Origin of the sequence: Streptomyces rimosus subsp. rimosus (genome assembly GCF_000720725.1) — a bacterium.
Classification (GTDB): Bacteria; Actinomycetota; Actinomycetes; order Streptomycetales; family Streptomycetaceae; genus Streptomyces; species Streptomyces rimosus_A.
In genome coordinates this window covers 111,388-134,100 of the sequence record NZ_JOCQ01000011.1, presented here as the reverse complement: position 1 = coordinate 134,100, position 22,713 = coordinate 111,388, and the positions used below count along the sequence as shown (strand labels likewise).

Annotated in this window: 19 protein-coding genes; 12 read left to right on the top strand and 7 right to left on the bottom strand. The window is 73.1% G+C overall.

All coding sequences use genetic code 11. The features are described from left to right. Positions 1-33 precede the first annotated feature (33 nt). The gene (gene prpB, locus IH45_RS0108780) at positions 34-939 is read right to left on the bottom strand and encodes a methylisocitrate lyase (protein WP_030663972.1); all 906 of its coding nucleotides are present in this window, start codon (positions 937-939) and stop codon (positions 34-36) included. Further along, positions 939-2,447, bottom strand: a complete 1,509-nt coding sequence (locus tag IH45_RS0108775) for an MmgE/PrpD family protein (RefSeq protein WP_030663969.1) — start codon at positions 2,445-2,447, stop codon at positions 939-941. The genes prpB and IH45_RS0108775 overlap by 1 nt, the downstream gene beginning before the upstream one ends. 201 nt (positions 2,448-2,648) lie before the next feature. Here IH45_RS0108775 and IH45_RS0108770 point away from each other — a divergent pair, with 201 nt between their 5' ends. The 5 genes from IH45_RS0108770 to IH45_RS0108750 all read left to right on the top strand — a co-directional run bounded on the left by IH45_RS0108770 (position 2,649) and on the right by IH45_RS0108750 (position 8,492). Continuing rightward, complete coding sequence (locus IH45_RS0108770; protein ID WP_030663966.1) at positions 2,649-4,091, top strand: short-chain fatty acyl-CoA regulator family protein; 1,443 nt, start codon at positions 2,649-2,651, stop codon at positions 4,089-4,091. A 168-nt stretch (positions 4,092-4,259) separates the two neighbouring features. Next, positions 4,260-4,829, top strand: a complete 570-nt coding sequence (locus IH45_RS0108765) for a 2Fe-2S iron-sulfur cluster-binding protein (protein WP_078897364.1) — start codon at positions 4,260-4,262, stop codon at positions 4,827-4,829. Beyond that, a complete protein-coding gene (locus IH45_RS0108760; protein WP_030663960.1) occupies positions 4,826-5,818 on the top strand; it encodes an FAD binding domain-containing protein in 993 nt (330 codons plus the stop codon). Before IH45_RS0108765 ends, IH45_RS0108760 begins: the two co-directional genes overlap by 4 nt. A gap of 9 nt (positions 5,819-5,827) precedes the next feature. Next, the gene (locus tag IH45_RS0108755) at positions 5,828-8,056 is read left to right on the top strand and encodes a xanthine dehydrogenase family protein molybdopterin-binding subunit (protein ID WP_234440465.1); all 2,229 of its coding nucleotides are present in this window, start codon (positions 5,828-5,830) and stop codon (positions 8,054-8,056) included. 226 nt (positions 8,057-8,282) lie between these two features. Beyond that, positions 8,283-8,492 (top strand): hypothetical protein, encoded by a 210-nt coding sequence (locus tag IH45_RS0108750; protein ID WP_030663954.1) that lies wholly within the window; start codon positions 8,283-8,285, stop codon positions 8,490-8,492. Positions 8,493-8,510: 18 nt separating this feature from the next. Here the strand turns inward: IH45_RS0108750 and IH45_RS0108745 are convergent, their stop codons facing one another. Then, entirely contained in the window at positions 8,511-9,266 is a 756-nt protein-coding gene (locus tag IH45_RS0108745) for an AfsR/SARP family transcriptional regulator (RefSeq protein WP_063762958.1), read from the bottom strand. 263 nt (positions 9,267-9,529) lie between these two features. Further along, positions 9,530-11,221 (bottom strand): oxytetracycline resistance efflux MFS transporter OtrB, encoded by a 1,692-nt coding sequence (otr(B), locus tag IH45_RS0108740; RefSeq protein ID WP_030663949.1) that lies wholly within the window; start codon positions 11,219-11,221, stop codon positions 9,530-9,532. Between the two features lie 145 nt (positions 11,222-11,366). On the opposite strand from otr(B), the gene IH45_RS0108735 reads away from it, so the two are divergent. The 6 genes from IH45_RS0108735 (at position 11,367) to IH45_RS0108710 (ending at position 18,019) form a co-directional block, all read left to right on the top strand. Continuing rightward, positions 11,367-11,852 (top strand): MarR family winged helix-turn-helix transcriptional regulator, encoded by a 486-nt coding sequence (locus tag IH45_RS0108735; protein WP_050514667.1) that lies wholly within the window; start codon positions 11,367-11,369, stop codon positions 11,850-11,852. 159 nt (positions 11,853-12,011) lie between these two features. Continuing rightward, complete coding sequence (gene oxyA, locus IH45_RS0108730; RefSeq protein ID WP_032917032.1) at positions 12,012-13,280, top strand: tetracycline polyketide synthase beta-ketoacyl synthase subunit OxyA; 1,269 nt, start codon at positions 12,012-12,014, stop codon at positions 13,278-13,280. After that, positions 13,277-14,545, top strand: a complete 1,269-nt coding sequence (gene oxyB / locus IH45_RS0108725) for a tetracycline polyketide synthase chain-length factor subunit OxyB (RefSeq protein WP_030663942.1) — start codon at positions 13,277-13,279, stop codon at positions 14,543-14,545. The genes oxyA and oxyB overlap by 4 nt, the downstream gene beginning before the upstream one ends. Positions 14,546-14,629: 84 nt before the next feature. Beyond that, positions 14,630-14,917: an acyl carrier protein gene (locus IH45_RS0108720; RefSeq protein WP_030663939.1), complete on the top strand. Its 288-nt coding sequence runs from the start codon at positions 14,630-14,632 to the stop codon at positions 14,915-14,917. A gap of 10 nt (positions 14,918-14,927) precedes the next feature. Continuing rightward, the gene (gene asnB, locus IH45_RS0108715; protein WP_030663936.1) at positions 14,928-16,766 is read left to right on the top strand and encodes an asparagine synthase (glutamine-hydrolyzing); all 1,839 of its coding nucleotides are present in this window, start codon (positions 14,928-14,930) and stop codon (positions 16,764-16,766) included. Continuing rightward, a complete protein-coding gene (locus IH45_RS0108710) occupies positions 16,763-18,019 on the top strand; it encodes an FAD-dependent monooxygenase (RefSeq protein WP_050514657.1) in 1,257 nt (418 codons plus the stop codon). The genes asnB and IH45_RS0108710 overlap by 4 nt, the downstream gene beginning before the upstream one ends. Positions 18,020-18,082: 63 nt before the next feature. On the opposite strand, the gene IH45_RS0108705 is transcribed toward IH45_RS0108710, so the two are convergent. The 3 genes from IH45_RS0108705 to IH45_RS0108695 are packed head-to-tail and all read right to left on the bottom strand — an operon-like array spanning position 18,083 to position 21,627. Continuing rightward, positions 18,083-19,120: a methyltransferase gene (locus IH45_RS0108705; protein ID WP_030663930.1), complete on the bottom strand. Its 1,038-nt coding sequence runs from the start codon at positions 19,118-19,120 to the stop codon at positions 18,083-18,085. Between the two features lie 57 nt (positions 19,121-19,177). Further along, a complete protein-coding gene (locus IH45_RS0108700) occupies positions 19,178-21,136 on the bottom strand; it encodes an AMP-binding protein (RefSeq protein WP_030663926.1) in 1,959 nt (652 codons plus the stop codon). Between the two features lie 38 nt (positions 21,137-21,174). Beyond that, positions 21,175-21,627 carry a nuclear transport factor 2 family protein gene (locus IH45_RS0108695; RefSeq protein ID WP_030663923.1) on the bottom strand — a complete coding sequence of 151 codons (453 nt, stop codon included), beginning with the start codon at positions 21,625-21,627 and terminating at the stop codon, positions 21,175-21,177. 283 nt (positions 21,628-21,910) lie between these two features. On the opposite strand from IH45_RS0108695, the gene IH45_RS0108690 reads away from it, so the two are divergent. Next, on the top strand, positions 21,911-22,702 hold the full coding sequence (locus IH45_RS0108690; protein WP_030663921.1) for an SDR family NAD(P)-dependent oxidoreductase: 792 nt from the start codon (positions 21,911-21,913) through the stop codon (positions 22,700-22,702). The last annotated feature ends 11 nt before the right edge of the window (positions 22,703-22,713 follow it).

Genomic DNA, 22,713 nt, shown 5'->3' with positions numbered 1-22,713 from the left:
GGGGATCAGGTGCCGGGGGGCGGTGCCCGGGGATCAGGTGCCGGGCGGGAGGGTGAAGTCGTGGACGGCCGAGTCGAAGGCCGCGTAATCCTCGTAGCCGAGGAGTTCGTACAGACGGGAGCGGGTCTGCATGCGCGGCAGCAGGGACTCCTGGGTGCCCTCGGCGGCGAGCGTGCGCAGGCCGTCCTCGACGGCGCCCATCGCCAGGCGCAGCAGGGTGACCGGGTAGAGGGCGATGTTGTAGCCGAGGTTTTCCAGGGTGCGGGTGTCCAGCAGGGGCGTCTTGCCGAACTCGGTGAGGTTCGCGAGCAGCGGTACGTCGACCGCCTTGCGGAACGCCTCGAACTCGGCAGAACTAGCAAGGGCCTCGGGGAAGATCGCATCGGCGCCGGCGTCGACGTACGCCTTCGCCCGGTCGATCGCCGCGTCCAGCCCCTCCACCGCGCGGGCGTCGGTACGGGCCATGAGCAGGAAGTCCGGGTCGCGGCGGGCGTCCACCGCCGCCCGGATGCGGCGGGTCATCTCCTCGCGGGGGACGACCGCCTTGCCGTCGAGGTGGCCGCAGCGTTTGGGGTTGACCTGGTCCTCCAGGTGCAGGCCCGCGAGTCCCGCCTCCTCCATCAGCTGGACGGTGCGGGCGGCGTTCATCGGTTCGCCGAAGCCGGTGTCGGCGTCGATGAGGACGGGCAGGTCGGTGACCCGGGTCGTCTGCTGGGCGCGGGCGGCGATCTCGGTGGAGGTGGTCAGGCCGATGTCGGGCAGGCCCAGGTCGGCGGCGAGGACGGCGCCGGAGAGGTAGGCGGCCTCGAAACCGGTGTCCTGGATGAGGCGGGCGGAGAGCGGGTTGAGGGCGCCGGGCACGGTCAGCAGGCGGCCGGTGGCCAGCCGTTCGCGCAAAGTGCGGCGGCGTTCGGCGGGGGTGGTGCGGGTGTGCAGCATCAGAACAGGCCCTTCGGGAGCTTCGCGTCGTACGCGGCGACGGCCTCGGTGTCGACAACCGGGAACAGGCCGTCCAGGCCGGGGGCGGTCAGCTCGGCCAGGTGCTCGGCCGCGGACAGGAAGCGGTCCTGGTCGGCCGGGGTGACGATGTTCCCGGCGAGGGTGCGGAACTTGCCCGCGTAGGCGGGGCGGTCGAACGGGCGGGCTCCGGCCGGGTGCGCGTCGGCGACCGCGAGCTGGTCCTCGATCACCGAACCGTCCGCCAGGGTGATCACCGCACGGCCCCCGAAGGCGCGGCGGTCCGGGTCGGGGTCGTGGTAGCGGCGGGTCCACTCCGGGTCCTCGACCGTGGTGATCTTCTGCCACAGTTCGACGGTCTCCGGGCGGCGGGCGCGCTCGGGCGCGTAGGAGCGCTCGTGGTGCCAGGTGCCGTCCTGGAGGGCGACGGCGAAGATGTACGGCACCGAGTGGTCGAGGGTTTCGCGGCTGGCCGTGGGATCGTACTTCTGCGGGTCGTTGGCGCCGGAGCCGATGACGCGGTGGGTGTGGTGGCTGGTGTGCAGGACCACCGAGCGGACCTTCCCCGGCGAGGGGATCCGCTCGCGCAGCCGCCGCGCCAGGTCGATGACCGCCTGGGCCTGGTATTCGGCGGAGTGCTCCTTGGTGTACGTGTCGAGAATGGCGCGCCGGGGCGCACCCGGCTCCGGGAGCCGGACGGTGTAGTCGGCGTCCGGGCCGTCGAGCATCCAGGCCAGGAAGCCGTCCTCGCCCTCGTAGACGGGCGACGGGGAGGTCTCGCCGCGCATCGCCCGGTCGACGGCCTCGATCGCCGCCTTGCCGGCGAAGGCGGGGGCGAACGCCTTCCAGCTGGAGATCTCGCCCTTGCGGGACTGGCGGGTCGCGGTGGTGGTGTGCACCGCCTGCTGGACGGCCTGGTACACCGTCTCCGTCGGCAGGCGCAGCAGGGCGCCCAGACCGCAGGCGGTGGCGGCGCCGAGGTGGGCGACGTGGTCGATGCGGTGCTCGTGCAGGCAGATGCCCTTGACCAGGGCCACGTGGATCTCGTACGCCGCGACGATGCCGCGCAGCAGGTCGGCGCCGGTGCGGCCGGTGTGCTGGGCGACGGCGAGCAGGGGCGGGATGTTGTCGCCGGGGTGGGAGTAGTCGGCGGCGAGGTAGGTGTCGTGGAAGTCCAGTTCCCGTACGGCGGTGCCGTTGGCCCAGGCGGCCCACTCCGGGGAGGTGCGGGCGCGGGTTCCGAAGACCGAGGCCCCCGGGGCGGCGCCGCGGTGCGCGGCGGCCTGCGCGCGGGCCACCGCGACCGGGCGGCGCAGCAGGGCGGCGACGGCGACCGAGGCGTTGTCGATCACCCGGTTGACGGCCATGGTGACGCTGTCGGCGTCCGGCTCCCCGGTCTCGGCGGCCACGGACGCCAGCTTCCAGGCGAGCTGGTCCTCGCGCTGGAGCCGGTCGGCGCTGGGGTGGACTCGGACGTGGTGCTCGATCACGGGACTCCTCGTGAGCCGTCGGGCGGTGCTGACGTATCCGAGGCTGCCCCCTCCCGGGCCTGCCGGACCACCGCGCCAATCTGCAAAATCCGTACAGCACGGGCGGGTGAATCTGCGAAAGCTGCGAATTCTGCGGATGCTATGTTCGCAAGAACCGCCGCTCCGGCACCGCTGCCGGCGGCCCGCGACGGGAGGTGCGCCATGGCCCGACGACCGGCCGCCCGCAAGGTCTACGCCCACGCCAGGCTGCGTCGGCTGCGCCGCGAACACGGCATGAACCAGGTCGACATGGCCCGTGCCCTCGGCATCTCCACGAGCTACGCCAACCAGCTCGAACAGAGCCAGCGCCCGCTGACCGCTCCCGTACTGCTGCGCATCGCGGAGGTCTTCGGCGTCGACACGGAGTTCTTCTCCGAGGCGGACGAGGACCGGCTCGCCACCGACCTGCGGGCCGCCCTGTCCGACGAGGCGTGCGGGGTGCCGCTGCCCGCCCCCGAGGAGATCACCGAGACCGCCCGCGACCACCCGGAGGTCGCCCGCGCACTGATCGCGCTGCACCGCCGCTACCGGGACGCCGCCGAGCAGGCCGCCGCCCTCGCCTCGCCGGGCTCGGGCAGCACGCTGCTGCCCCCTGCCGAGCCGCACGACGAGGTACGCGACTTCTTCTACGCCCACCACAACCACTTCGAGCCCCTGGACACCGAGGCCGAGTGGACGGCGGAGGCCCTTGGCCTGCGGCCGGGCCGGACCGCCGACGCGCTCGCCGCACGGCTCGCCGACCGGCACGGCGTCCGGGTGGTCGAGGCGTCCCCGGGCCGCTCCGCCGACGCCCGGCGCTTCGACCCCGGCGCCAGGCTGCTGTTCCTCTCCCCCTGGCTCAGCGACGGCCAGCGCGCCTTCCAGCTCGCCACCCAGCTCGCCCTGCTGGAACACGGTCCACTGCTCGGCCAACTGGCGTACGGCGCAACGGGTTTGACCTCGCCGGAGTCGCGGGCCCTGGCCCGTATCGGCCTGGCGAACTACTTCGCGGGCGCCCTGCTCATGCCGTACGCCTCCTTCCACCGGGCCGCCGAAGAGGTCCGCTACGACATCGAGATGCTGTCCGCCCGCTTCGGCGTCGGCTTCGAGACGGTGTGCCACCGCCTGAGCACCCTGCAGCGCACCGGCCGCCGCGGCGTGCCGTTCTCCTTCCTGCGGGTCGACCGGGCCGGCAACATCTCCAAGCGCCAGTCCGCCACCGACTTCCACTTCTCCCGCCTCGGCGGCACCTGCCCGCTGTGGACGGTGTACGAGGCGTTCTCCGCGCCCGGCCGGATCCTGACCCAGGTCGCCGAAATGCCGGACGGCAAGCGGTACTTCTGGCTCGCGCGGACCATCACCCGCGGCGGGTTCGGACACCACGCCCCGCGCGCCGAGTTCGCCGTCGCGCTCGGCTGCGAACTGCGCCACGCGCACCGGCTCGTCCACGCCGGGGGCGTCGCCCTGGACGACCCGCGGGCCGCGACACCGATCGGCCTGGGCTGCCGGATCTGCGAGCGGCGCGACTGCGCCCAGCGGGCGCGGCCCCCGGCCGGCGGACGCCTGGCCATCGAGCCGGACCGGCGTACGTACGTGCCGTACCCGGTGGAGACCGGCGGCCCGTGACAGCGGCGCCCCCGGGTGGCGGGCCGTGACAGCGGCGGCGGCCCGCGGATCGCGAAACGGTCTCCGCCGCAACCCTCCCGGTATCCGGGTCCTTGCGGGAATCTGGGGACGATTGCCGCGCCCGGCACAGCGGCGCACATCATCCGGACGACACCCGCGAGGGCTGCGATGAGCGATTCGGTCACCAGGGCCGTGGGGCGGAGCCGGGACGAGGGGGACCGGCTCACCACGGTCACGTTGCACGTCAACCATCAGGAGCGGCGGCTCGCGGTGGACCCGCGGACCTCGCTGCTCGACGCGCTGCGCGAGCAGCTGCGCCTGGGCGGGACCAAGAAGGGATGTGATCACGGACAGTGCGGCGCCTGCACGGTGCTGGTCAACGGCCGGCGCGTCAACTCCTGTCTGACGCTCGCCGTGATGCACGAGGGCGACGACGTGGTGACGATCGAGGGGCTGGGCGACCCCGGTGACCTGCATCCCCTGCAGGCCGCCTTCGTCGAGTGCGACGGCTTCCAGTGCGGCTACTGCACGCCCGGCCAGATCGTCTCGGCCGTCGGCATGCTCGGCGAGGTGGCGGCGGGCTGGCCCAGCCACGCCACGGCCGATGTGGCCGACCCGCGGATCGCACTGACCGACGAGGAGATCCGCGAGCGGATGAGCGGCAACCTCTGCCGGTGCGCCGCCTATCCGAACATCGTCGCGGCCATCCGCGGCGCGGCGGCGGGAGGCCCGGGTTGAGGTCCTTCACGTACGAACGGGCGGTGGCGGCACAGGCCGCCGTCGCCGCGGCGGCCAGGGACGGCGCGAAGTTCATCAGCGGCGGCACCAATCTGCTCGACCTGATGAAGCTCGGCATCGAGCGCCCCACCCACCTGGTCGACATCAGCCGGCTTCCGCTGCGGGACATCGAGGAGCTGCCGGGCGGCGGCCTGCGGATCGGCGCCCAGGCCCCCAACTCCGACGTGGCCGCCGACATCCGCGTCCGCACCCGCTACCCGGTGCTGACGCAGGCGCTGGTCTCCGGCGCCTCGGGCCAGCTGCGCAACAAGGCGTCCACCGGCGGGAACCTGGTGCAGCGCACGCGGTGCCCGTACTTCTACGACACGGCGGCGGCCTGCAACAAGCGGGAGCCCGGGGCCGGGTGCGCGGCGATCGGAGGCTACAACCGTACCCACGCGGTCCTCGGCGCCGGCAGCTCCTGCATCGCCACCCATCCGTCGGACATGGCCGTCGCGCTGACCGCGCTGGAGGCGGAGATCGAGCTGCTCGGTCCCGGCGCGTCCGTACGCCGTGTCGGCATCGCGGACTTCTACCGGCTGCCGGGCGACACCCCGCACATCGAGACCGTGCTGCGGCCCGCGGAGATGATCACGAGTGTGCTGCTGCCGCCCCCGCCGCCGGGCCGGCAGCTCTACCGCAAGGTGCGCGACCGGGCGTCCTACGAATTCGCGCTGGTCTCCGTGGCCGCCGTCGTCTCGGCCGGGCAGGGCACGATCGACTCGGCGCGGGTGGCACTCGGCGGGGTGGCGACCGTGCCGTGGCGGGCCGTCGAGGCGGAGGCCGCGCTGCGTGGCCGGCCGGCCACGACGGCCACCTACCGGGCCGCCGCCGAGGCGGCGATGCGCGACGCCGTGGGGCAGGGGCACAACGACTTCAAGATCGAGCTGGCCAGGCGCACGCTGTGCCGGACGCTGGCACAGGCGGCGCAGCCGGTCCGGTCGGGCTGAGGAGGCGAGATGATCACCGGGCGAGCGCTGAACCGCGTCGACGGCCCGCTGAAGGTCACCGGCCGGGCCACCTACGCCTACGAGCAGTGGGAGGCCGGCCGGCCGCTCTACGGGGTCGTCGTCGGCGCGACGATCGGCAAGGGCCGCATCACCCGCATCGAGACCGCCGGGGCCGAACGCGCCCCCGGCGTGCGGATGGTGCTGACCCACCGCAACGCCCCGGCGCAGGGCCCCCGCGACGAGTCCGTGCAGTTCGAATACTGGCGGGCCCAGCCGGTGCTGACCGGCCCGGACGTCCGCCACCACGGCGAGCCGGTGGCGTTCGTCGTGGCCACGACCTTCGAGCAGGCCCGCGGGGCGGCCGGGCTGGTGCGCGTGGAGTACGCCGAGGGGCGCGGGCGCTTCGACTTCGCCGCGCACGAAGCCGAGGCATACGTCCCGGAAGTGGTCAACGCGGGTCTCCCCGCCGACACCGCGGTGGGGGACTTCGCCGCCGGGTTCGCCGGCGCGCCGGTCCGGATCGACCGGCGCTACACCACGCCGTACGCGTTCTCGATGCCGATGGAGCCGCACGCGTGCCTGGCCGAGCCGCGGGGCGAGGACCTGGTCGTGCACGTCAGCTGCCAGATCGTCGACGCGGCGTGGGCCTCGGTCGCCGCCACGCTCGGTATCGCCCCGGAGCGGGTGCACATCGTCTCGCCCTACGTGGGCGGTGGCTTCGGCTCCAAGCTGGGCGTCCATGCCGAAACGATCCTGGCGGCGCTGGCCGCCCGCGAACTGCGCCGGCCGGTCAAGGTCGCGCTGACCCGGCAGCAGCTCTTCCAGCTCGTCGGCCTGCGCCCCACGTCGAGCCAGCGGGTCCGGCTGGGCGCGGGGCGCGACGGGCGGCTGGCCGCGATCGCCCACGACGTCACCATGCACACCAGCCCCGACGTGGAGTACGCCGAGCAGACCGCCGCGACCAGCCGCAGCCTGTACGCCGCGCCCCACCGGGCGACGAGCCACCGGCTGACGCCGCTCGACCTGCCGCGCGGGGCGGACGTCCGGGCGCCGGGTGAGGCACCCGGCCTGCTGGCCGTGGAGTCGGCGATGGACGAACTGGCCGACGCGCTCGGCATGGACCCGGTCGAGCTGCGCATCCGTAACGAGCCCGACGTCGATCCCGAGCGAGGCGTGCCGTACAGCGACCGGCACCTGGTCGACTGCCTGCGCGAAGGCGCGCGCCGGTTCGGCTGGAAGCACCGTCCCGCGACTCCGGCGAGTGTGCGCGAGGGGCGGTGGCTGGTCGGCTACGGCATGTCGGCGGCCATCCGCGGGCACTTCCAGGGGCCGACGGCGGTACGGGTACGGCTGGAGCCGGACGGTACCGCCGTCGTCCGCACGGACATGACCGATCTCGGCACCGGCACCTACACGATCCTCACCCAGGTCGCGGCCGACGGGCTGGGGCTGCCGCCCGACCGGGTGCGGACCGAGCTGGGGCGCTCCGGTTACCCCCGCAGCTGGGGGTCCGGTGGCTCGTGGGGCGCCGCCAACTCGGCCACCGCGGCAGACCGCGCCTGCGCGGCTCTGCGCGGGCAACTGCTGGACGCGGCACGCTCCGACCCGCGCTCTCCCCTGTACGGTTCGGCCCCGGCGGACGCCGTGTTCGCCGACGGCCGCGTACGCGTCGGCGACGCGTCCGAGGCCCTGGACGAGATCGTGCGGCGCCACCACCCCGAAGGGCTGGAGGCGGTGGGCGAGACCGCCTTCATGGGTGACGACCCGAACTACGCGGCCTACTCGATCCACACCTACGGTGCCCACTTCGCCGAAGTGGGTGTCGACGCGGACACCGCCGAGGTCCGGCTGCGCCGGATGCTCGGCGTGTTCTCCGTGGGCCGCGTGCTCAACCCGAAGACGGCCCGCTCGCAGCTGATCGGCGGCATGATCTGGGGCCTCGGCGCCGCCCTGGAGGAAGAGGCCGTCGTCGACCCGCGATCCGGCGCCTTCGTCACCCGGGACCTGGCGAACTACCTGATCCCGGTCCACGCCGACGTCCCCGACGTGGAAGCCGTCATCCTCGACGGCCACGACGCCAGGGCGAACCCCCTGGGTGCCAAGGGCATCGGCGAACTGGGCATCTGCGGAGCCGGCGCCGCCATCGCGAACGCGGTGTACAACGCCACCGGCGTCCGCGTCCGCGACTTCCCCATCACCCTGGAGAAGCTGCTGCCCGGGCTGCCGGTGGACGTCTGAGCCCCGTATGTACCGGGGTGTCTCCCGCACCCGGCCGGTGGGGCCGGGTGCGGGTGGCGTCGGCACGGTTCCGGGCGCGGACGGCAGCACGTCCTCCTGTCGCAGCCCGAACGATTCGGCCAGACAGGTGCATTGCCGCCAACCCTGACCAACCTCTCCACCCGGCCTTTTCGTTCGGGCTACACAGGAAGGCGCGGACGTACTCGTCCGACGGGAGGAGTGGCCGGTGCTGACGATCAACGTGGCGGTATTTCTCGCTGTCATCGTCTTCCTGCTCATACGCCGACGTGTACAGGCCAGAAGCCGGGTCGACCAGAGCGTGACCGTGGCGCTCGCCCTGACCCTGGGCGTGCTGGTCGCTCAGACCGGGTTCGGCCGCTGGGTGCTGGAGGTCGTGGGCAGCCTCGCGAACGGCATCTCGCAGATCGGCCAGTGAGGACACCGGCCGCGGCCCTCAAGACGCCGACTTCAGCACCTCCTCCTGCGCCCGTTGCAGGTCGTGCGAAGGATCGAGGCCGAGTTCGTCGCGCAGGAGGCGGCGGACCCTGTGGTAGACGTGGAGGGCTTCGCCCCGGCGGCCGGCCTTGCCGAGGGCGAGCATGAGCTGGGCGTGGAACCACTCGTCGTACGGGTACTCCATCACCAGGGAGCGCAGGTCGGTGATCAGCTCGCCGTACCGGCCGAGGGCCATCGCGGCCTGGATGCGGAGCTTGCGGACGGAGACGCGCCGTTCGTCGAGGTTGCTGACGTAGTCCCGCAGCGCCCGGCCGCAGGGTACGTCGGCGAGGGGGGTGCCGCGCCACAGGGCCAGCGCCTCCTCGGCCCACCGGACCGCGCCCTCGGCGTCGTGGGCGGCGTGGCACGCCTGGGCCCGGTCGGCCAGACGCGCGAAGTGGTGGGTGTCGAGCGACTCCTCGGGGGTGTGCAGCAGGTAGCCGGGCGGCGCGGTGACGATGGCGCGCTCCTGCGGGTCCACGCCCAGTTCCTCGATGAAGTCCTTGCGCAGTTGGTAGATGTAGGTCTGCGCGGTGGTGACGGCGGTGCGTGGCAGGGCGTCGCCCCACAGTTCGTCGAGGATGGACTCCAGGCTGACGATCTGGTTGGCCCGCATCACGAGCAGGGCGAGCACCTGCTTCACTTTCGGAGCGCTCGGGGTGTAGGCCAGTCGGTCGTTGACGGCCCGGATGGGGCCGAGTGCCTTGAAGTCCATGGTTTCTTCCGCCTCCGCTGAATCTGTGGTCACACCGTCGGCCGAACGGATCCAGACGCTAATGGCGGCGGAACGGGGGCCCAAGCGAAGGCAACGGAAGTGAAGCCCGGCAGCGGAAACCGGAAGGGAAAACTGCAACCTTGGTGGCAGACCGGCCCGTCCCGGGCGGCCGGGTGCCGGGAACCGGCCGTTCCGGCGCGGGGAATCGGACGTTCCCCGCGCCGGAGCGCGTCGGACGGGTGCGTGGGCCCGTCTTCGTCAGGTCAGGCGTCCGACGCCGGCAGCGGCCCGTTCTTCGCCCCGGCGCCGCTCTCGGCCGGCCGCTCCTCCTCCGGCGCCGTCTCCTCCTGGAGTTCGCGCAGGAACCAGGTCATGACGAATCCGACGAGCAGCACCGCGCCGCCGGCGAGGAACATGACGTGGAAGCCGTGGGCGAAGGACTCCGTCACCGGCTGCATCAGCCGGGCGTCGATGCCGTTCAGCAGGGACGTGTCGTCGAGGTTGATCCCCGCCCCCTGGCCCGACTCGGCCATCTCCAGGAAGCGGTGGTTGGCAGGGTCGCCGGTGATGGCCGGGTCCGTCAGGAGGCGCTCGAAGCGGGAGCTGTGCAGCAGGTCGGCGAGGTGGCCGAGCGCCACCGCGAACATCACGGAGAACAGGACCGCGATGCCGGTGGAGCCGCCGATCTGCCGGCACAGGCCGGAGGCGCCGTTCGCCACGCCGAGCTGGCTCTTGGGGGCCGAAGCCTGCATGGCGAGGGTGATGACGGTCTGTGACAGGCCGATGCCGGCGCCGAGCCACAGCACGATCAGGACGATGACCCACATCGGCGTCGCCGCACCGGTGGTGGCCATGGTCAGCAGCGCTCCGGCCATCGAGCCCAGGCCCACGACGGCCAGCTTCTTGAACCGGCCCGAGGACGCGATGAGCTTGCCGGAGACCACCTGGGAGGCGATGGTGCCCAGCATGAACGGGATGACCACCAGCCCGGCCTGGGTCGGGGTCCGTCCCTGCACCATCTGGAGGAACAGCGGCAGGGTGGTGACCGTACCGAAGATGCCGACGCCGATCGTGAAGTTGACCGCCGAGCACAGCGCGATGCTGCCGCGCCGGAAGAGTCCCAGCGGCAGGATCGCCTCGTCGCCCCGCCGCAGCTCGACGGGGATGAAGACCGCCAGCCCGGCCGCGCCCAGCGCGAAGAGGACGAGGGCGGCGGGCGAGCCCCAGCCCCAGGTCCGGCCCTGTTCGGCCACGATCAGCAGCGGCACCAGGAACAGCGCCAGCGCCGCCGCGCCCAGTACGTCCATGCGGTGCTCGCGCCGCTCGTGCGGCAGGTTCAGGGCCTTGCGCACGGTGACCAGGGCCAGCAGGCCCAGCGGTACGTTGAGCAGGAACACCCAGCGCCAGCCGTCGACGCCGAAGACCTCGCCGGCCTCCGCGAAGAAGCCGCCCGCCAGCGGACCGGCGACGCTGGCCACCACCCACGCCATCTGGAGGAAGGCGAAGTAGCGGCCGCGCTCGCGCACCGGGGCCAGGTCGGCGACCACCGCGGTGGGCAGGGACATCAGCCCGCCGCCGCCCAGTCCCTGGACGGCCCGGAAGAGGGCCAGCTCCCACATCGAGCCGGCCGTGCCGCACAGCACCGAGCCGCTGATGAACACCACGATGGAGATCAGGTACATGGGCTTGCGCCCGTAGATGTCGGACAGCTTGCCGTAGAACGGCATCGCCAGGACGGAGGCGATGAGATAGCCCGTCGTCGCCCAGGCCTGCTCGGTCTGGCCCTGGAGGTCGTCCGCGATGGTGCGCATCGCGGTGGCGATGACCGTCTGGTCCAGCGCCGCGAGGAACACGGCCAGCAGCAGCCCCGACATGGCCGTCAGGATCTGCCGGTGCGTGAACGCCCCGCCTGTCTGGTCCGCCGCGCCCGCCGGGCCCGGATTTGCGGATGACACGGTTCCTCACTCTCCAGGCCGGCGGTTGCGGCCCCCTACACACACGTTGATCACCATCGGCACCTGGGCCGGATGCCGAGCGTAATCACCGCCCCGGCTTTTGACAAGGTCTTGTCGTTCTCCGGCGAGGACATACGCTGTGGCCATGGATTCCTCAGCCCCTGACCTGGACGCCCTGATCGAGGTGACCGCCGAGGTCTTCGCGGTCAACGGCCGACTGCTCCGCGAAGGCGACAGCCTCACCGCCCACGCGGGGCTGACCTCGGCGCGCTGGCAGGTGGCCGGGCTGCTGCTGAGCGGCCCCTCGACGGTCGCCCGCCTGGCCCGCGAGCGGGGGCTGCGGCGGCAGGCGGTCCAGCAGACCGTCGAGCGGCTGAAGGCCGAAGGCATCGTGGCGACCCGGCCCAACCCGCAGGACCAGCGCAGCCCGCTGGTCGAACTGACCGCCCGCGGCCGGCAGGCGCTGGACGACCTCCGCCCCCTGGAGCGGCGGTGGCTGGAGTATCTGGCCGAGGACGTCCCGGTCGAGGACCTGCGCGTCGCGATCGCGGTGCTGCGCCGGCTGCGGGAGAAGCTGGACGCCCGTCCGGCGACGGAGTTCGCGGCCGGGACCGGACGGCAGCCCGCCTGAGGGGCCGCAGCCGCGCTGCGGCCCGGCCGTCGCATTCCCGTCTGCCGGGCGTCGAATCCGCCTCCAAACCGCCTTGAATCCCGAAGGTCACGCTGTGCCTCGACGCGCTCGTGCCGCCCCCGGTGGCGCGACGACGGCAGAGGAGACTCAGTGTCCAAGATCCATGACGCGCGACGCGTCGTCATCACGGGGATCGGGGTGGTGGCTCCGGGCGACGTGGGCACCAAACCGTTCTGGGAGATGCTCACCGCGGGCCGCACCGCCACCCGCCCGATCTCGTCCTTCGACGCCTCGCCCTTCCGCTCCCAGGTGGCGGCCGAGTGCGACTTCGACCCGGCGGCGGAGGGGCTGAGCCAGCGGCAGGTCCGCGCCTGGGACCGCACCATGCAGTTCGCGTACGTGGCCGCGAAGGAGGCGCTGGCGGACAGCGGGGTGACGGGCGAGGCGGACCCGCTGCGCACCGGCGTCATGGCGGGCACCGCCTGCGGCATGACGATGAGCCTGGACCGCGAGTACGCGGTGGTCAGCGACGAGGGCCGGCTGTGGCAGGTGGACGACGCGCACGGGGTGCCGTATCTCTACGACTACTTCGTGCCCTCGTCGATGGCGGCCGAGATCGCCTGGCTGGCCGAGGCGGAGGGCCCGGCCGGGGTGGTCTCGGCGGGCTGCACCTCGGGCATCGACGTGCTCACCCACGCGGCGGACCTGGTCCGCGACGGCGCGGCCGACGTGATGGTGGCCGGGGCGTCCGACGCCGCCATCTCCCCCATCACGGTGGCGTGCTTCGACGCGATCAAGGCCACCACGCCGCGCAACGACGAGCCCGCGACCGCGTCCCGGCCGTTCGACCGCACCCGCAACGGCTTCGTGCTGGGCGAGGGGGCGGCGTTCTTCGTGCTGGAGGAGTACGCGCACGCCAGGCGGCGGGGGGCCCGCGCGTACGCGGAGATCGCCGGGTACGCCGGGCGGTGCAACGCGTACAGCATGACCGGACTCCGCTCGGACGGGCGGGAGCTGGCCGAGGCGGTGAGCCGCGCGCTCGACATCGCGCGCGTCGACCCGTCGGAGGTGGACTACGTCAACGCCCACGGGTCGGCGACCAAGCAGAACGACCTCCACGAGACGGCGGCGTTCAAGCGGGCCCTGGGCCCGCACGCGTACTCCGTCCCGGTCAGCTCCATCAAATCGATGATCGGCCACTCGCTGGGAGCCATCTGCGCGCTGGAGGTCGCGGCCAGCGCGCTGACCATCGAGCACGGGGTGATCCCGCCCACCGCCAACCTGCGGGAGCCGGATCCCGACTGCGACCTGGACTATGTGCCGCTGGTCGCCAGGGAGGCGGCGGTGTCCACCGTGGTCTCCGTGGCCAGCGGGTTCGGCGGCTTCCAGAGCGCGATCGTGCTCACCGAGCCGGGGAGGCAGCGGTGACCGGTCAACTCGCCCCCGCCCCCGGTACCGGCGCCCGCCGCCCCGGCGGCGACCTCCGGCCGGTGGTCACCGGGCTCGGTGTGGTCGCGCCCAACGGGCTGGGCACCGAACGGTTCTGGGCCGCGACGCTGCGCGGCGACAGCGGGATCGGCCGGATCACCCGGTTCGACCCGTCCGGCTACACCTCCTCGCTGGCCGGGGAGATCGCGGACTTCGACCCGGCACGGCTGCCGAACCGGCTGCTGCCGCAGACCGACCTGATGACCCGGCTCGCGCTGGTCGCGGCCGAGGAGGCGCTGGACGACGCGGGCGCGGACCCGCGGGCGATGCCCGACTTCGCGGCCGGGGTGGTCACCGCCGCGTCGGCGGGCGGCTTCGACTTCGGCCAGCGGGAGCTGGAGGCCCTGTGGAGCAGGGGCGGCGCGCATGTCAGCGCGTACCAGTCCTTCGCCTGGTTCTATCCGGTCAACTCCGGTCAGATCTCGATCCGGCACGCTATGCGGGGCCCCGGCGGCGCGCTGGTGGCCGAGCAGGCCGGCGGGCTGGACGCGGTGGCCAAGGCGCGGCGGCACATCCGGGACGGTACGCCGCTGATGCTCACCGGCGGCGTGGACGGTTCGCTGTGCCCGTGGGGCTGGCTGTGCATGACCCGCTCCGGCGGGCTGACCACCCGGACCGACCCGCGCCGCGCGTATTTGCCCTTCTCCCCCGACGCTTCGGGATATGTACCGGGCGAGGGCGGGGCGCTGCTGGTCCTGGAGGAGCCCCGGGCCGCCGAGGAGCGGGGTGCCCCGCAGGTCTACGGGCGGATCGCCGGCTACGCGGCCACCTTCGACCCCCGTCCGGGCTCGGGCCGGGAGCCGGGGCTGCGCAGAGCGCTCCGGCTGGCGCTCGACGACGCCGGGATCGGTCCGGCGGACGTGGACGTGGTCTTCGCCGACGCGATGGGCGTTCCGGCGCTCGACGCGGTCGAAACCCGGGTGCTGGCGGCCGAGTTCGGCCCGCGCGGGGTGCCGGTGACGGCGCCGAAGACGATGACGGGGCGCCTGCTGGCCGGCGGCGCCTCCCTGGACCTGGCGATGGCGCTGCTGTCGCTGCGCGACCAGGTCGTCCCCCCGACGGTGCACGTGGACGGCGGCGAGGTCCCGGACACGCTGGACCTGGTGACCGGTGCTCCCCGCCCGGCGCGGCTGCGGCACGCACTGGTTCTGGCCCGCGGTCACGGCGGGTTCAACTCCGCGATGGTGGTGCGCGGCCGGGACTGAGCCGCCGCTCCCCGCCCTCTTTCACGGCCCGGCCCCGCGGCCGCTTCCCTTCCTTCTCTTCACCTCCCGAAAGGTAGGACTGTCATGACCCTGCTCACCCTTTCCGACCTGCTCACCCTGCTGCGCGAGTGCGCGGGCGAGGAGGAATCGGTCGACCTGGGAGGAGACGTCGAGAACGTCGCCTTCGACGCCCTCGGCTACGACTCGCTGGCGCTGCTGAACACCGTGGGACGCATCGAGCGCGACTACGGGGTCCAACTCGGGGACGACGCGCTGGAGCAGGCGACCACGCCGCGCGCCCTGATCGAGATGACCAACGCGGCGCTCGCCGGCGCGTCCCCGTCCGCGGGCGGCGCCGCGCGGGACAAGTGAGGACCGGCCGATGTGCGGAATCGCCGGCTGGATCGATTTCGAACGCAATCTGGCGCAGGAGCGGGCGACGGCCTGGGCCATGACGGACACCATGGCCTGCCGGGGCCCGGACGACGCGGGGCTGTGGACCGGCGGCCACGCGGCGCTCGGCCACCGCAGGCTGGCGGTCATCGACCCGGCGCACGGGCGGCAGCCGATGCACAGCACGCTGCCGGACGGTACGAGCCACGTCATCACGTTCAGCGGGGAGATCTACAACTTCCGTGAGCTGCGGGCCGAGCTGGAGTCCCACGGGCACCGCTTCCGCACCCACTGCGACACGGAGGTGGTGCTGCACGGCTATACCCGGTGGGGCCGGGGCCTGGTGGACCGGCTCAACGGGATGTACGCCTTCGCCGTATGGGACGAGGCCCGGCAGGAACTGCTGCTGGTCCGCGACCGGATGGGCGTCAAGCCGCTCTACTACCACCCCACCGCCACCGGTGTGCTGTTCGGCTCCGAGCCGAAGGCCGTGCTCGCGCACCCGTCGCTGCGGCGCCGGGTGACGGCCGAGGGCCTGTGCGAAGTGCTGGACATGGTCAAGACGCCCGGCCGGACCGTCTTCTCGGGGATGCACGAGGTGCTGCCGGGCGAGCTGGTCACCGTCGGGCGCACCGGCGTCACCCGCAGGCGGTACTGGACGCTCCAGGCGCGGGAGCACACCGACGACCTGGAGACCACCATCGCCACGGTGCGCGACCTGCTGACGGACACGGTGCGCCGGCAGCTCGTCTCCGACGTGCCGCTGTGCACCCTGCTCTCCGGCGGGCTGGACTCCTCGGCGGTGACGGCGCTGGCGGCGCGGGCGGGCGACGGTCCGGTCCGTACGTTCTCGGTGGACTTCTCCGGCGCGGGCACCCGGTTCCAGCCGGACGCCGTACGGGGCAACACGGACGCGCCGTACGTACGGGAGATGGTCCGGCACGTGGCGGCGGACCACACGGAAGTGGTGCTGGACAGTGCGGATCTCGCGGCGCCCGCGGTGCGCGCCGCCGTTCTGGGGGCCACCGACCTGCCGCCCGCCTTCTGGGGCGACATGTGGCCGTCGCTGTACCTGTTCTTCCGGCAGGTAAGGGAGCACTGCACGGTGGCCCTGTCGGGCGAGGCGGCGGACGAACTCTTCGGCGGCTACCAGTGGTTCCACCGGCAGGCGGCCGTCAACGCCGGTACGTTCCCGTGGCTGACCGCCGGTTCGGCCCGGTACTTCGGCGGCCGCGGCCTGTTCGACCGCGAGCTGCTGGACAAGCTCGACCTGCCGGGCTACCAGCGCGACCGGTACGAGGAGGCCCGCAAGGAGGTCCCCGTACTGCCCGGCGAGGACGCGCGGGAGGCGGAGCTGCGCCGGGTGACCTACCTCAACCTCACCCGCTTCGTGCAGACCCTGCTGGACCGCAAGGACCGGATGAGCATGGCGACCGGTCTGGAGGTACGGGTGCCGTTCTGCGACCACCGGCTGGTCGACTACGTCTTCAACGTGCCGTGGGCCATGAAGTCCTTCGACGGGCGGGAGAAGAGCCTGCTGCGGGCCGCGGTGCGCGACCTGCTGCCGGAGTCCGTGGTCACCCGGGTCAAAACGCCCTACCCCGCCACGCAGGACCCGGTCTACGAGCAGTTGCTGCGCGACGAACTGGCCGCGCTGCTCGCCGACAGCGGTGCGCCGGTCCGTGATCTGCTGGACCTCGGGCGGGCGCGCGATCTGCTGCGGCGGCCGGTCGGCGATGTCAGCCGGCCGTACGACCGGGGCAGTCTGGAGCTGGTGCTGTGGATGAACACCTGGCTGGCCGAGTACGGCGTCAGCCTGGAGCTGTGACCGGCCCCGCCCGGCCGCCGGCCGACGACGCGCACGCGGATGTGTGCGTCGTCGGCGGCGGCCCGGCCGGGCTGACCCTGGCGCTGCTGATGCTGCGCTCGGGGGCGCGGGTGACGCTGGTCGAGCGCAGCCGCTCACTGGACCGCGCCTACCGGGGCGAGATCCTTCAGCCCGGCGGGCAGGCCCTGCTCGACGCGCTCGGCGTCCTGGCGGGGGCCCGGCAGCGCGGCTGTCACGAGCACGACGGTTTCCGGCTGGAGGAGCACGGCAGAACCCTGATCAACGGGGATTACCGGCGGCTCCCCGGCCCGTACAACTGCCTGCTCAGCCTGCCGCAGCAGCACCTGCTGACCGACCTGCTGGAGCGCTGCCGGGCCCACCCGCGCTTCACCTGCCTGACCGGCACCAAGGTCAACGGGCTGGTGGAGGAGGGCGGCGTGGTGCGCGGTGTGGTGTGCGGCGGCGGGGCGGACGGGCTCGTGGTGCGCGCCGACTGCGTCGTCGGGGCGGACGGGCGGTATTCGACGGTACGCAAGCTGGCCGGCATCCCGTACGACCGCATCGAGCTGTTCGACCAGGACGTCCTGTGGTGCAAGCTGACCGCGCCCGCCACGCGCACGGTGCGCATCTTCCGGGCCGGCGGCAACCCGGTGCTGGCCTACACGTCCTTCCCCGACTGCGTACAGCTCGGCTGGACGCTGCCGCACAAGGGCTACCAGGCCCTGGCCGAGCGGGGGTTCGCGCACGTCAAGGAGCGTATCCGGGCGGCCGTGCCCGAGTACGCGGACGAGGTGGACCGGCAGGTGAACAGCTTCAAGGACGTGTCCTTGCTGGATGTGTTCGCCGGCTCCGCCCGTACGTGGGCGCGCGACGGTCTGCTGCTCATCGGCGACAGCGCGCACACCCACAGCCCGATCGGTGCCCAGGGCATCAACCTCGCCGTCCAGGACGCGGTCGCCGCGCACCCGGTGCTGTGCGAGGGCCTGCGGCGCCGGGACCTGAGCGAGCGCTTCCTGGATGCGGTGGCGGCGCGGCGCCGTCCGGAGACCGAGCGGGCGACCCGTGTCCAGGTGATGCAGAGCCGGATGATGCTGTCGACCGGACGCGTGTCCGCGGTCGTCCGCCCGAAGGCGGCGATGCTGGTCTCGCGCACCCCGGCCTACCGCTCCGTCCTGCGGCGCATCGCCTACGGCGACCAGGCCCTGCGGGTCCGGTCCGACCTGTTCCAGGAGGGCGAGCCCGCGACCGTGTGACATCCGTACGGCGAGACCCCCGGCCTGAACAATTGGCCGGGAGTCTCGCCGTACAAACAGGGACTACGCGGGGACCTTGCTCACGAACATGTGCAGGTAGGAGTTGACCGGGCGGACGTCCTCCAGCTGGAGTCCCGCCTGCTCCACCAGCGCGCTCAGCCCCGCCTTGGTGTGCTTCTTGCCGCCGACGTTGAGCAGCAGCATCAGGTCCATGGCCGTGGTGAACCGGGTCTCGGGGCTGCCGTCGATCAGGTTCTCCACCACCACGACGCGCGCCCCGGCGGGGGCCGACTTGGCGACGTTGCGCAGGGTCCGCACCGTGCTCTCGTCGTCCCACTCCAGGATGTTCTTCAGCAGGTACAGGTCGGCGCCCTCCGGCACCGACTCCCGGCAGTCACCGGCCACCAGCCGGGCCCGTCCGGCGAGCGTGCCGCCCTCGCGCAGCCGCGGGTCGGCGTCGGCGACGACCTTCGGCAGGTCGAAGAGGGTGCCGCGCAGCGCCGGGTACTTCTCCAGCAGGGTGGCGAGCACCATGCCCTGTCCCCCGGCGATGTCCACCATGGCGCCGACGCCGTCCAGGTCGAGCACGTCGGCGATGGCGCGCGCCGACAGCACGCTGGACTGGGTCATGGCCTTGTCGAACACCTGGGCCGACTCGCGGGCCTCGGCGGTGTGCAGCCAGTCGAAGAACTCGGTGCCGTACAGCCCGGTGAACTCTTCCTTCCCGGTGCGGACCGCGTCCGCCAGCTTCGGCCACAGCGCCCAGGTCCAGGGCTCGGTCGCCCACAGCGCCGAGTAGCGCAGGCCGCGCGGGGCGTCCTCGCGCAGCAGCCGGGAGGCGTCGGTGTGCTCGAAGCGGCCGTCCGGGAGTTCGGTGAAGACGCCGTACGAGGCCAGGGCGCGCAGCAGGCGCTCCAGCGCGCCCGCGTCGGCCCGTACCGCCTTCGCGAGCGTGCCGGCGTCCGCGGGTTCGTCCCCGAGGGCGTCCGCGACGCCCAGGCTCGCCGCGGCGCGGACGGCGGCGGCGCAGGCGGCGCTCAGGGCGAGTTCGCGCAGCCGCATGACGGCGGGAGGAAGCGCCGTGGGAGAGGTGCTGGTCACGGTGGAGCCTTTCTGTATCGGTGGGTGGGGCCGGTGGGTCGGCGCGGCGGCCTGCCGTCAGCCGGCCGCGGTGACCGGGACGAACGGGGCCGGGTCGGCGCTCGCGAGCTTCTGGACCTCGCGTACGGCCTGCTGGAACGTCTCGGTGCGCACCGCGCGGCCGTGCGACTCGGCGTCGTCCCACTCGGCGATCTCGACGTAGACCTGCGGGTCCTTGGCGGAGCGGAGCAGCCGGTGCGAGTGGAAGCCGGGCTGCCGCGCCATGTGGGCGGTGATCTCACCGACCCGCTTCTCGAACTCGGCGGTGTCGCCCCGGACCGTGAACCGGTTGATGAAGGTGAACATGGTGGAGGTGCCCTTCGTGTGGTGGGTGCTGTTCGGGGCGTTCCGGCGGGTGCCGTCCGGGGCGTGCTGCCGACCGCCGCCGAGGGTCTGTTCCCGCAGGTCGCGGCGCTGGATCTTGCCGGTGGGCGAGCGCGGGATATGCCGTACGACGTCCAGATACTTGATGTGCTGGTAGTAGGGCAGCTGATCGTTGACGAAGCGCGTGACGGCGTCGCGGCCGGCGGCCCCGTCCGCCAGGACCACCAGCGCGTGCGCGACGGCGCCGCTGAACTCGTCCGGGTGGTCGAAGACCGCGCAGTCCGTCACCCCGGGGCAGCGGGCCAGCACGTTCTCGATCTCCAGGGGCGAGACCAGCCAGTTGTCGCACTTGAAGACGTCCTTGACCCGGTCGACGACGAACAGCCGCCCCGCCGCGTCCGTCTCGCCGATGTCTCCGGTGGAGAACCAGCCGTCCGGGTCCACCGACTCCTCCCGCGGCCGGCCGAGGTAGCCCTTCATCAGCTGGGGCCCCTTGACCTGGATCTCGCCGCGGCCGCCCACCGGGAGGACCGCCCGGGTCCGCAGGTCCACGATCCGGCAGGCGGTGCCGGGCACCGGCCTGCCCGACGATCCGGCCACCGGGTGGTCCAGGTCGTCGAAGTGCGTGGACGGCGCGGTCTCGGCCAGCCCGTACCCCTGCACGACCGGGACCCCGAAGTGCTCGCCCAGGATGTCCGCGGTCCGGGCGGGAAGGGCCGATCCACCGGAGAGCACGGCCCGCAGGGTGGGCACGGACAGCTCGGGCAGCCGGCCGTCCGCCGCCAGCCGGGCCAGCCGTACCGGCAGGCTGTAGAGGTGCGTCGCGCCGTGGCGGGCGCCCTCGCGCAGCGCGCGCACGGTGTCGTCCCCGGGCCGCAGCAGGTGGGTGGCGCCGACGGTCACCGCGATGTTCAGGTGCATCAGGTGGAACGACGGCAGGGTGTTGAGCAGCACCGACTCGGGGGTGAGCCGGTGGGTGTACGCGGTCTGGGCCGCGTTCACCGTCAGGTTGCGGTGGGTGAGCATGACGGTTTTCGGCGCACCGGTGGTGCCGCTGGTGAACTGGAGGTTGGCCACGGCCTCGGGGTCGCGGCCGGCGAACGGCGCCGTGGCGGGCGCGGCGTCGATCAGTTCGTCCAGCGCGGGCACGTCCGCCGTGGCCTCCTGGAACCCGGCCTCGCGGTGGGTGAGCACCACGGTCCGCAGCGCCGGCAGGTCCCCCCGTACGGCCTGGACACGCGCGTACATCTCCGGCGGGACGATCACGGTCTGCGCGCCCGCGGAGCGCAGCACATGCGTCAGGCGCTCCTCGCGCAGCAGCGGATTGAACATCGCGCTGACGTGCTGGGCCCGGGAGGCGCCGAAGTACGCCACGGCGAACGACGTGTCCAGTACGGCGGCGATGCCCACCACCGCGCCGGGTTCACCGGCCAGTTGGCGCAGCGCGGCGGCGCACCGCGTCGCCCGCTCCTCCAGGGCCGCGTAGGTCAGGTCGCCGGAGGGGCCGCTCAGCGCGAGCCGTCCGGGGGCGCGGCGGGCCGCGCGGGACAGCAGGTCGTCGATGCGGGGGCCGCCCGTCAACTGCGCCAGCACGTCGAGCGGCGGCCCCTCGGCGGTACTGTCCTGCGGGCCGTCGGGGTGGCGCTCGGCCATGGGCACGGCTCCTCTCTCGCTCGCGGGTCGGGGCTGCACTACTCGGGCCGGATGTCGTCCCGGCGTACCTCGCGGTGCCGCACGCGGAGTTGGCCGTCTTCCCGTACGAGCACGTCGTCGCAGCTGGTGCTCAGGTGCACCGCGGCCTGGCCGCCGCGTGGCGTGCTGATGATCAGGGCGTAGGTACGGGCGCGGACGGTGCCGTCGGCGCAGGTGTCGGCCTCCAGCATGCCGAGCCAGTGGCGGCGCTGGACGCCCTGCTCGGCCAGCAGGGCGGCAGCCTTGCGGGCCCCCGCCGCGATGGCGGCCCGCCCGACGGACGGCTCCGGGTGGGCGTTGGCCTCGAAGACGCCGTCCTCGGTGAAGGTGCCGGCCCACTCCTCGACCCGCGCCTCGTCCAGGCAGCGCATCTGGCGTCCGTAGAAGTGCTGGATCTCCTGGTAGAGCGCGGTGTCCACGGGGACGCCCGACGGCTGTTCCGGGGCGGTCATACGACTCTCCTCTCCGGCGGCCGGGCTGGGGGCGGCCGCTCGGCGTGAGCGTGGCAGCCGGTCTTCGACCGTTCTTCGAGCCGTGTTCGGACCGTGATCGCCCGGCCGCGCCGCACGGAAACGGCCCCAACCGCGGTCGGTCCAGCCTCGAACGGGCCCTTGCAGGCTGGGGCGTACGGGACGGGCGAGGCGAAGCCTGTGTCCGCTTCCGGCATGCCGGGCGCGCCGCGCGAAGGCGCCCGCCGCAGACCACGACACCGTCGCGACATCGGAGGAATAGGCCATGACTACCAGTGCCACGCCCAGGACCGCCCTGGTGACGGGCGGCACCAGCGGCATCGGGCTCGCCGTGGTGAAGACGCTCGCCGCCCGCGGGCTGCGGGTGTTCCTGTGCGCCCGCAACCGCGAGAACGTCGACGCCGTGGTCAAGGAACTGCGGGACGAGGGGCTGGAGGTGGCCGGGTGCGAGGGGGACGTGCGGTCCCGGGAGTCGGTGGAGCGGGTGGTGCGCTCCGCGGTCGACCGCTACGGGCCGCTGGGCGTCCTGGTGAACAACGCGGGGCGCAGCGGCGGCGGAGTGACCGCGCGCATCCCCGACGAGCTCTGGTACGACGTGATCGACACCAACCTCAACAGCGCCTTCCTGGTCACCCGTGAGGCCCTGACCACCGGCGGTCTGGAGCAGGCGGGCGCCGCCGGACGGATCATCAGCATCGCCTCCACCGGCGGCAAGCAGGGGGTTCCGCTGGGCGCCCCGTACTCGGCCTCGAAGGCGGGCCTGATCGGTTTCACCAAGGCGCTGGCCAAGGAGCTGGCGCCCACGGGGGTCACCGTCAACGCCGTGTGCCCGGGTTACGTGGAGACGCCGATGGCCGTCCGCGTACGGCAGGCGTACGCGGCCACCTGGGACACCACCGAGGAGGACGTGCTGTCCCGCTTCAACGACAAGATCCCGCTGGGGCGCTACTCCACGCCCGAGGAAGTGGCCGCCCTGGTCGGCCACCTGGCGGGCGAGGAGGCCGGGTCCATCACCGCGCAGGCCCTCAACGTCTGCGGCGGGCTGGGCATTTACTGACCCGCCGACCC

What these genes read in the sequence shown, in the direction of transcription:
- IH45_RS0108745 (WP_063762958.1), bottom strand. Translation starts at nt 9,266, where the DNA reads ATGGACTTCAAGGCACTCGGCCCCATCCGGGCCGTCAACGACCGACTG.
- IH45_RS0108765 (WP_078897364.1), top strand. Translation starts at nt 4,260, where the DNA reads ATGAGCGATTCGGTCACCAGGGCCGTGGGGCGGAGCCGGGACGAGGGG.
- IH45_RS0108735 (WP_050514667.1), top strand. Translation starts at nt 11,367, where the DNA reads ATGGATTCCTCAGCCCCTGACCTGGACGCCCTGATCGAGGTGACCGCC.
- IH45_RS0108690 (WP_030663921.1), top strand. Translation starts at nt 21,911, where the DNA reads ATGACTACCAGTGCCACGCCCAGGACCGCCCTGGTGACGGGCGGCACC.
- IH45_RS0108700 (WP_030663926.1), bottom strand. Translation starts at nt 21,136, where the DNA reads ATGGCCGAGCGCCACCCCGACGGCCCGCAGGACAGTACCGCCGAGGGG.
- IH45_RS0108755 (WP_234440465.1), top strand. Translation starts at nt 5,828, where the DNA reads ATGATCACCGGGCGAGCGCTGAACCGCGTCGACGGCCCGCTGAAGGTC.
- prpB (WP_030663972.1), bottom strand. Translation starts at nt 939, where the DNA reads ATGCTGCACACCCGCACCACCCCCGCCGAACGCCGCCGCACTTTGCGC.
- IH45_RS0108770 (WP_030663966.1), top strand. Translation starts at nt 2,649, where the DNA reads ATGGCCCGACGACCGGCCGCCCGCAAGGTCTACGCCCACGCCAGGCTG.
- IH45_RS0108695 (WP_030663923.1), bottom strand. Translation starts at nt 21,627, where the DNA reads ATGACCGCCCCGGAACAGCCGTCGGGCGTCCCCGTGGACACCGCGCTC.
- IH45_RS0108720 (WP_030663939.1), top strand. Translation starts at nt 14,630, where the DNA reads ATGACCCTGCTCACCCTTTCCGACCTGCTCACCCTGCTGCGCGAGTGC.
- asnB (WP_030663936.1), top strand. Translation starts at nt 14,928, where the DNA reads ATGTGCGGAATCGCCGGCTGGATCGATTTCGAACGCAATCTGGCGCAG.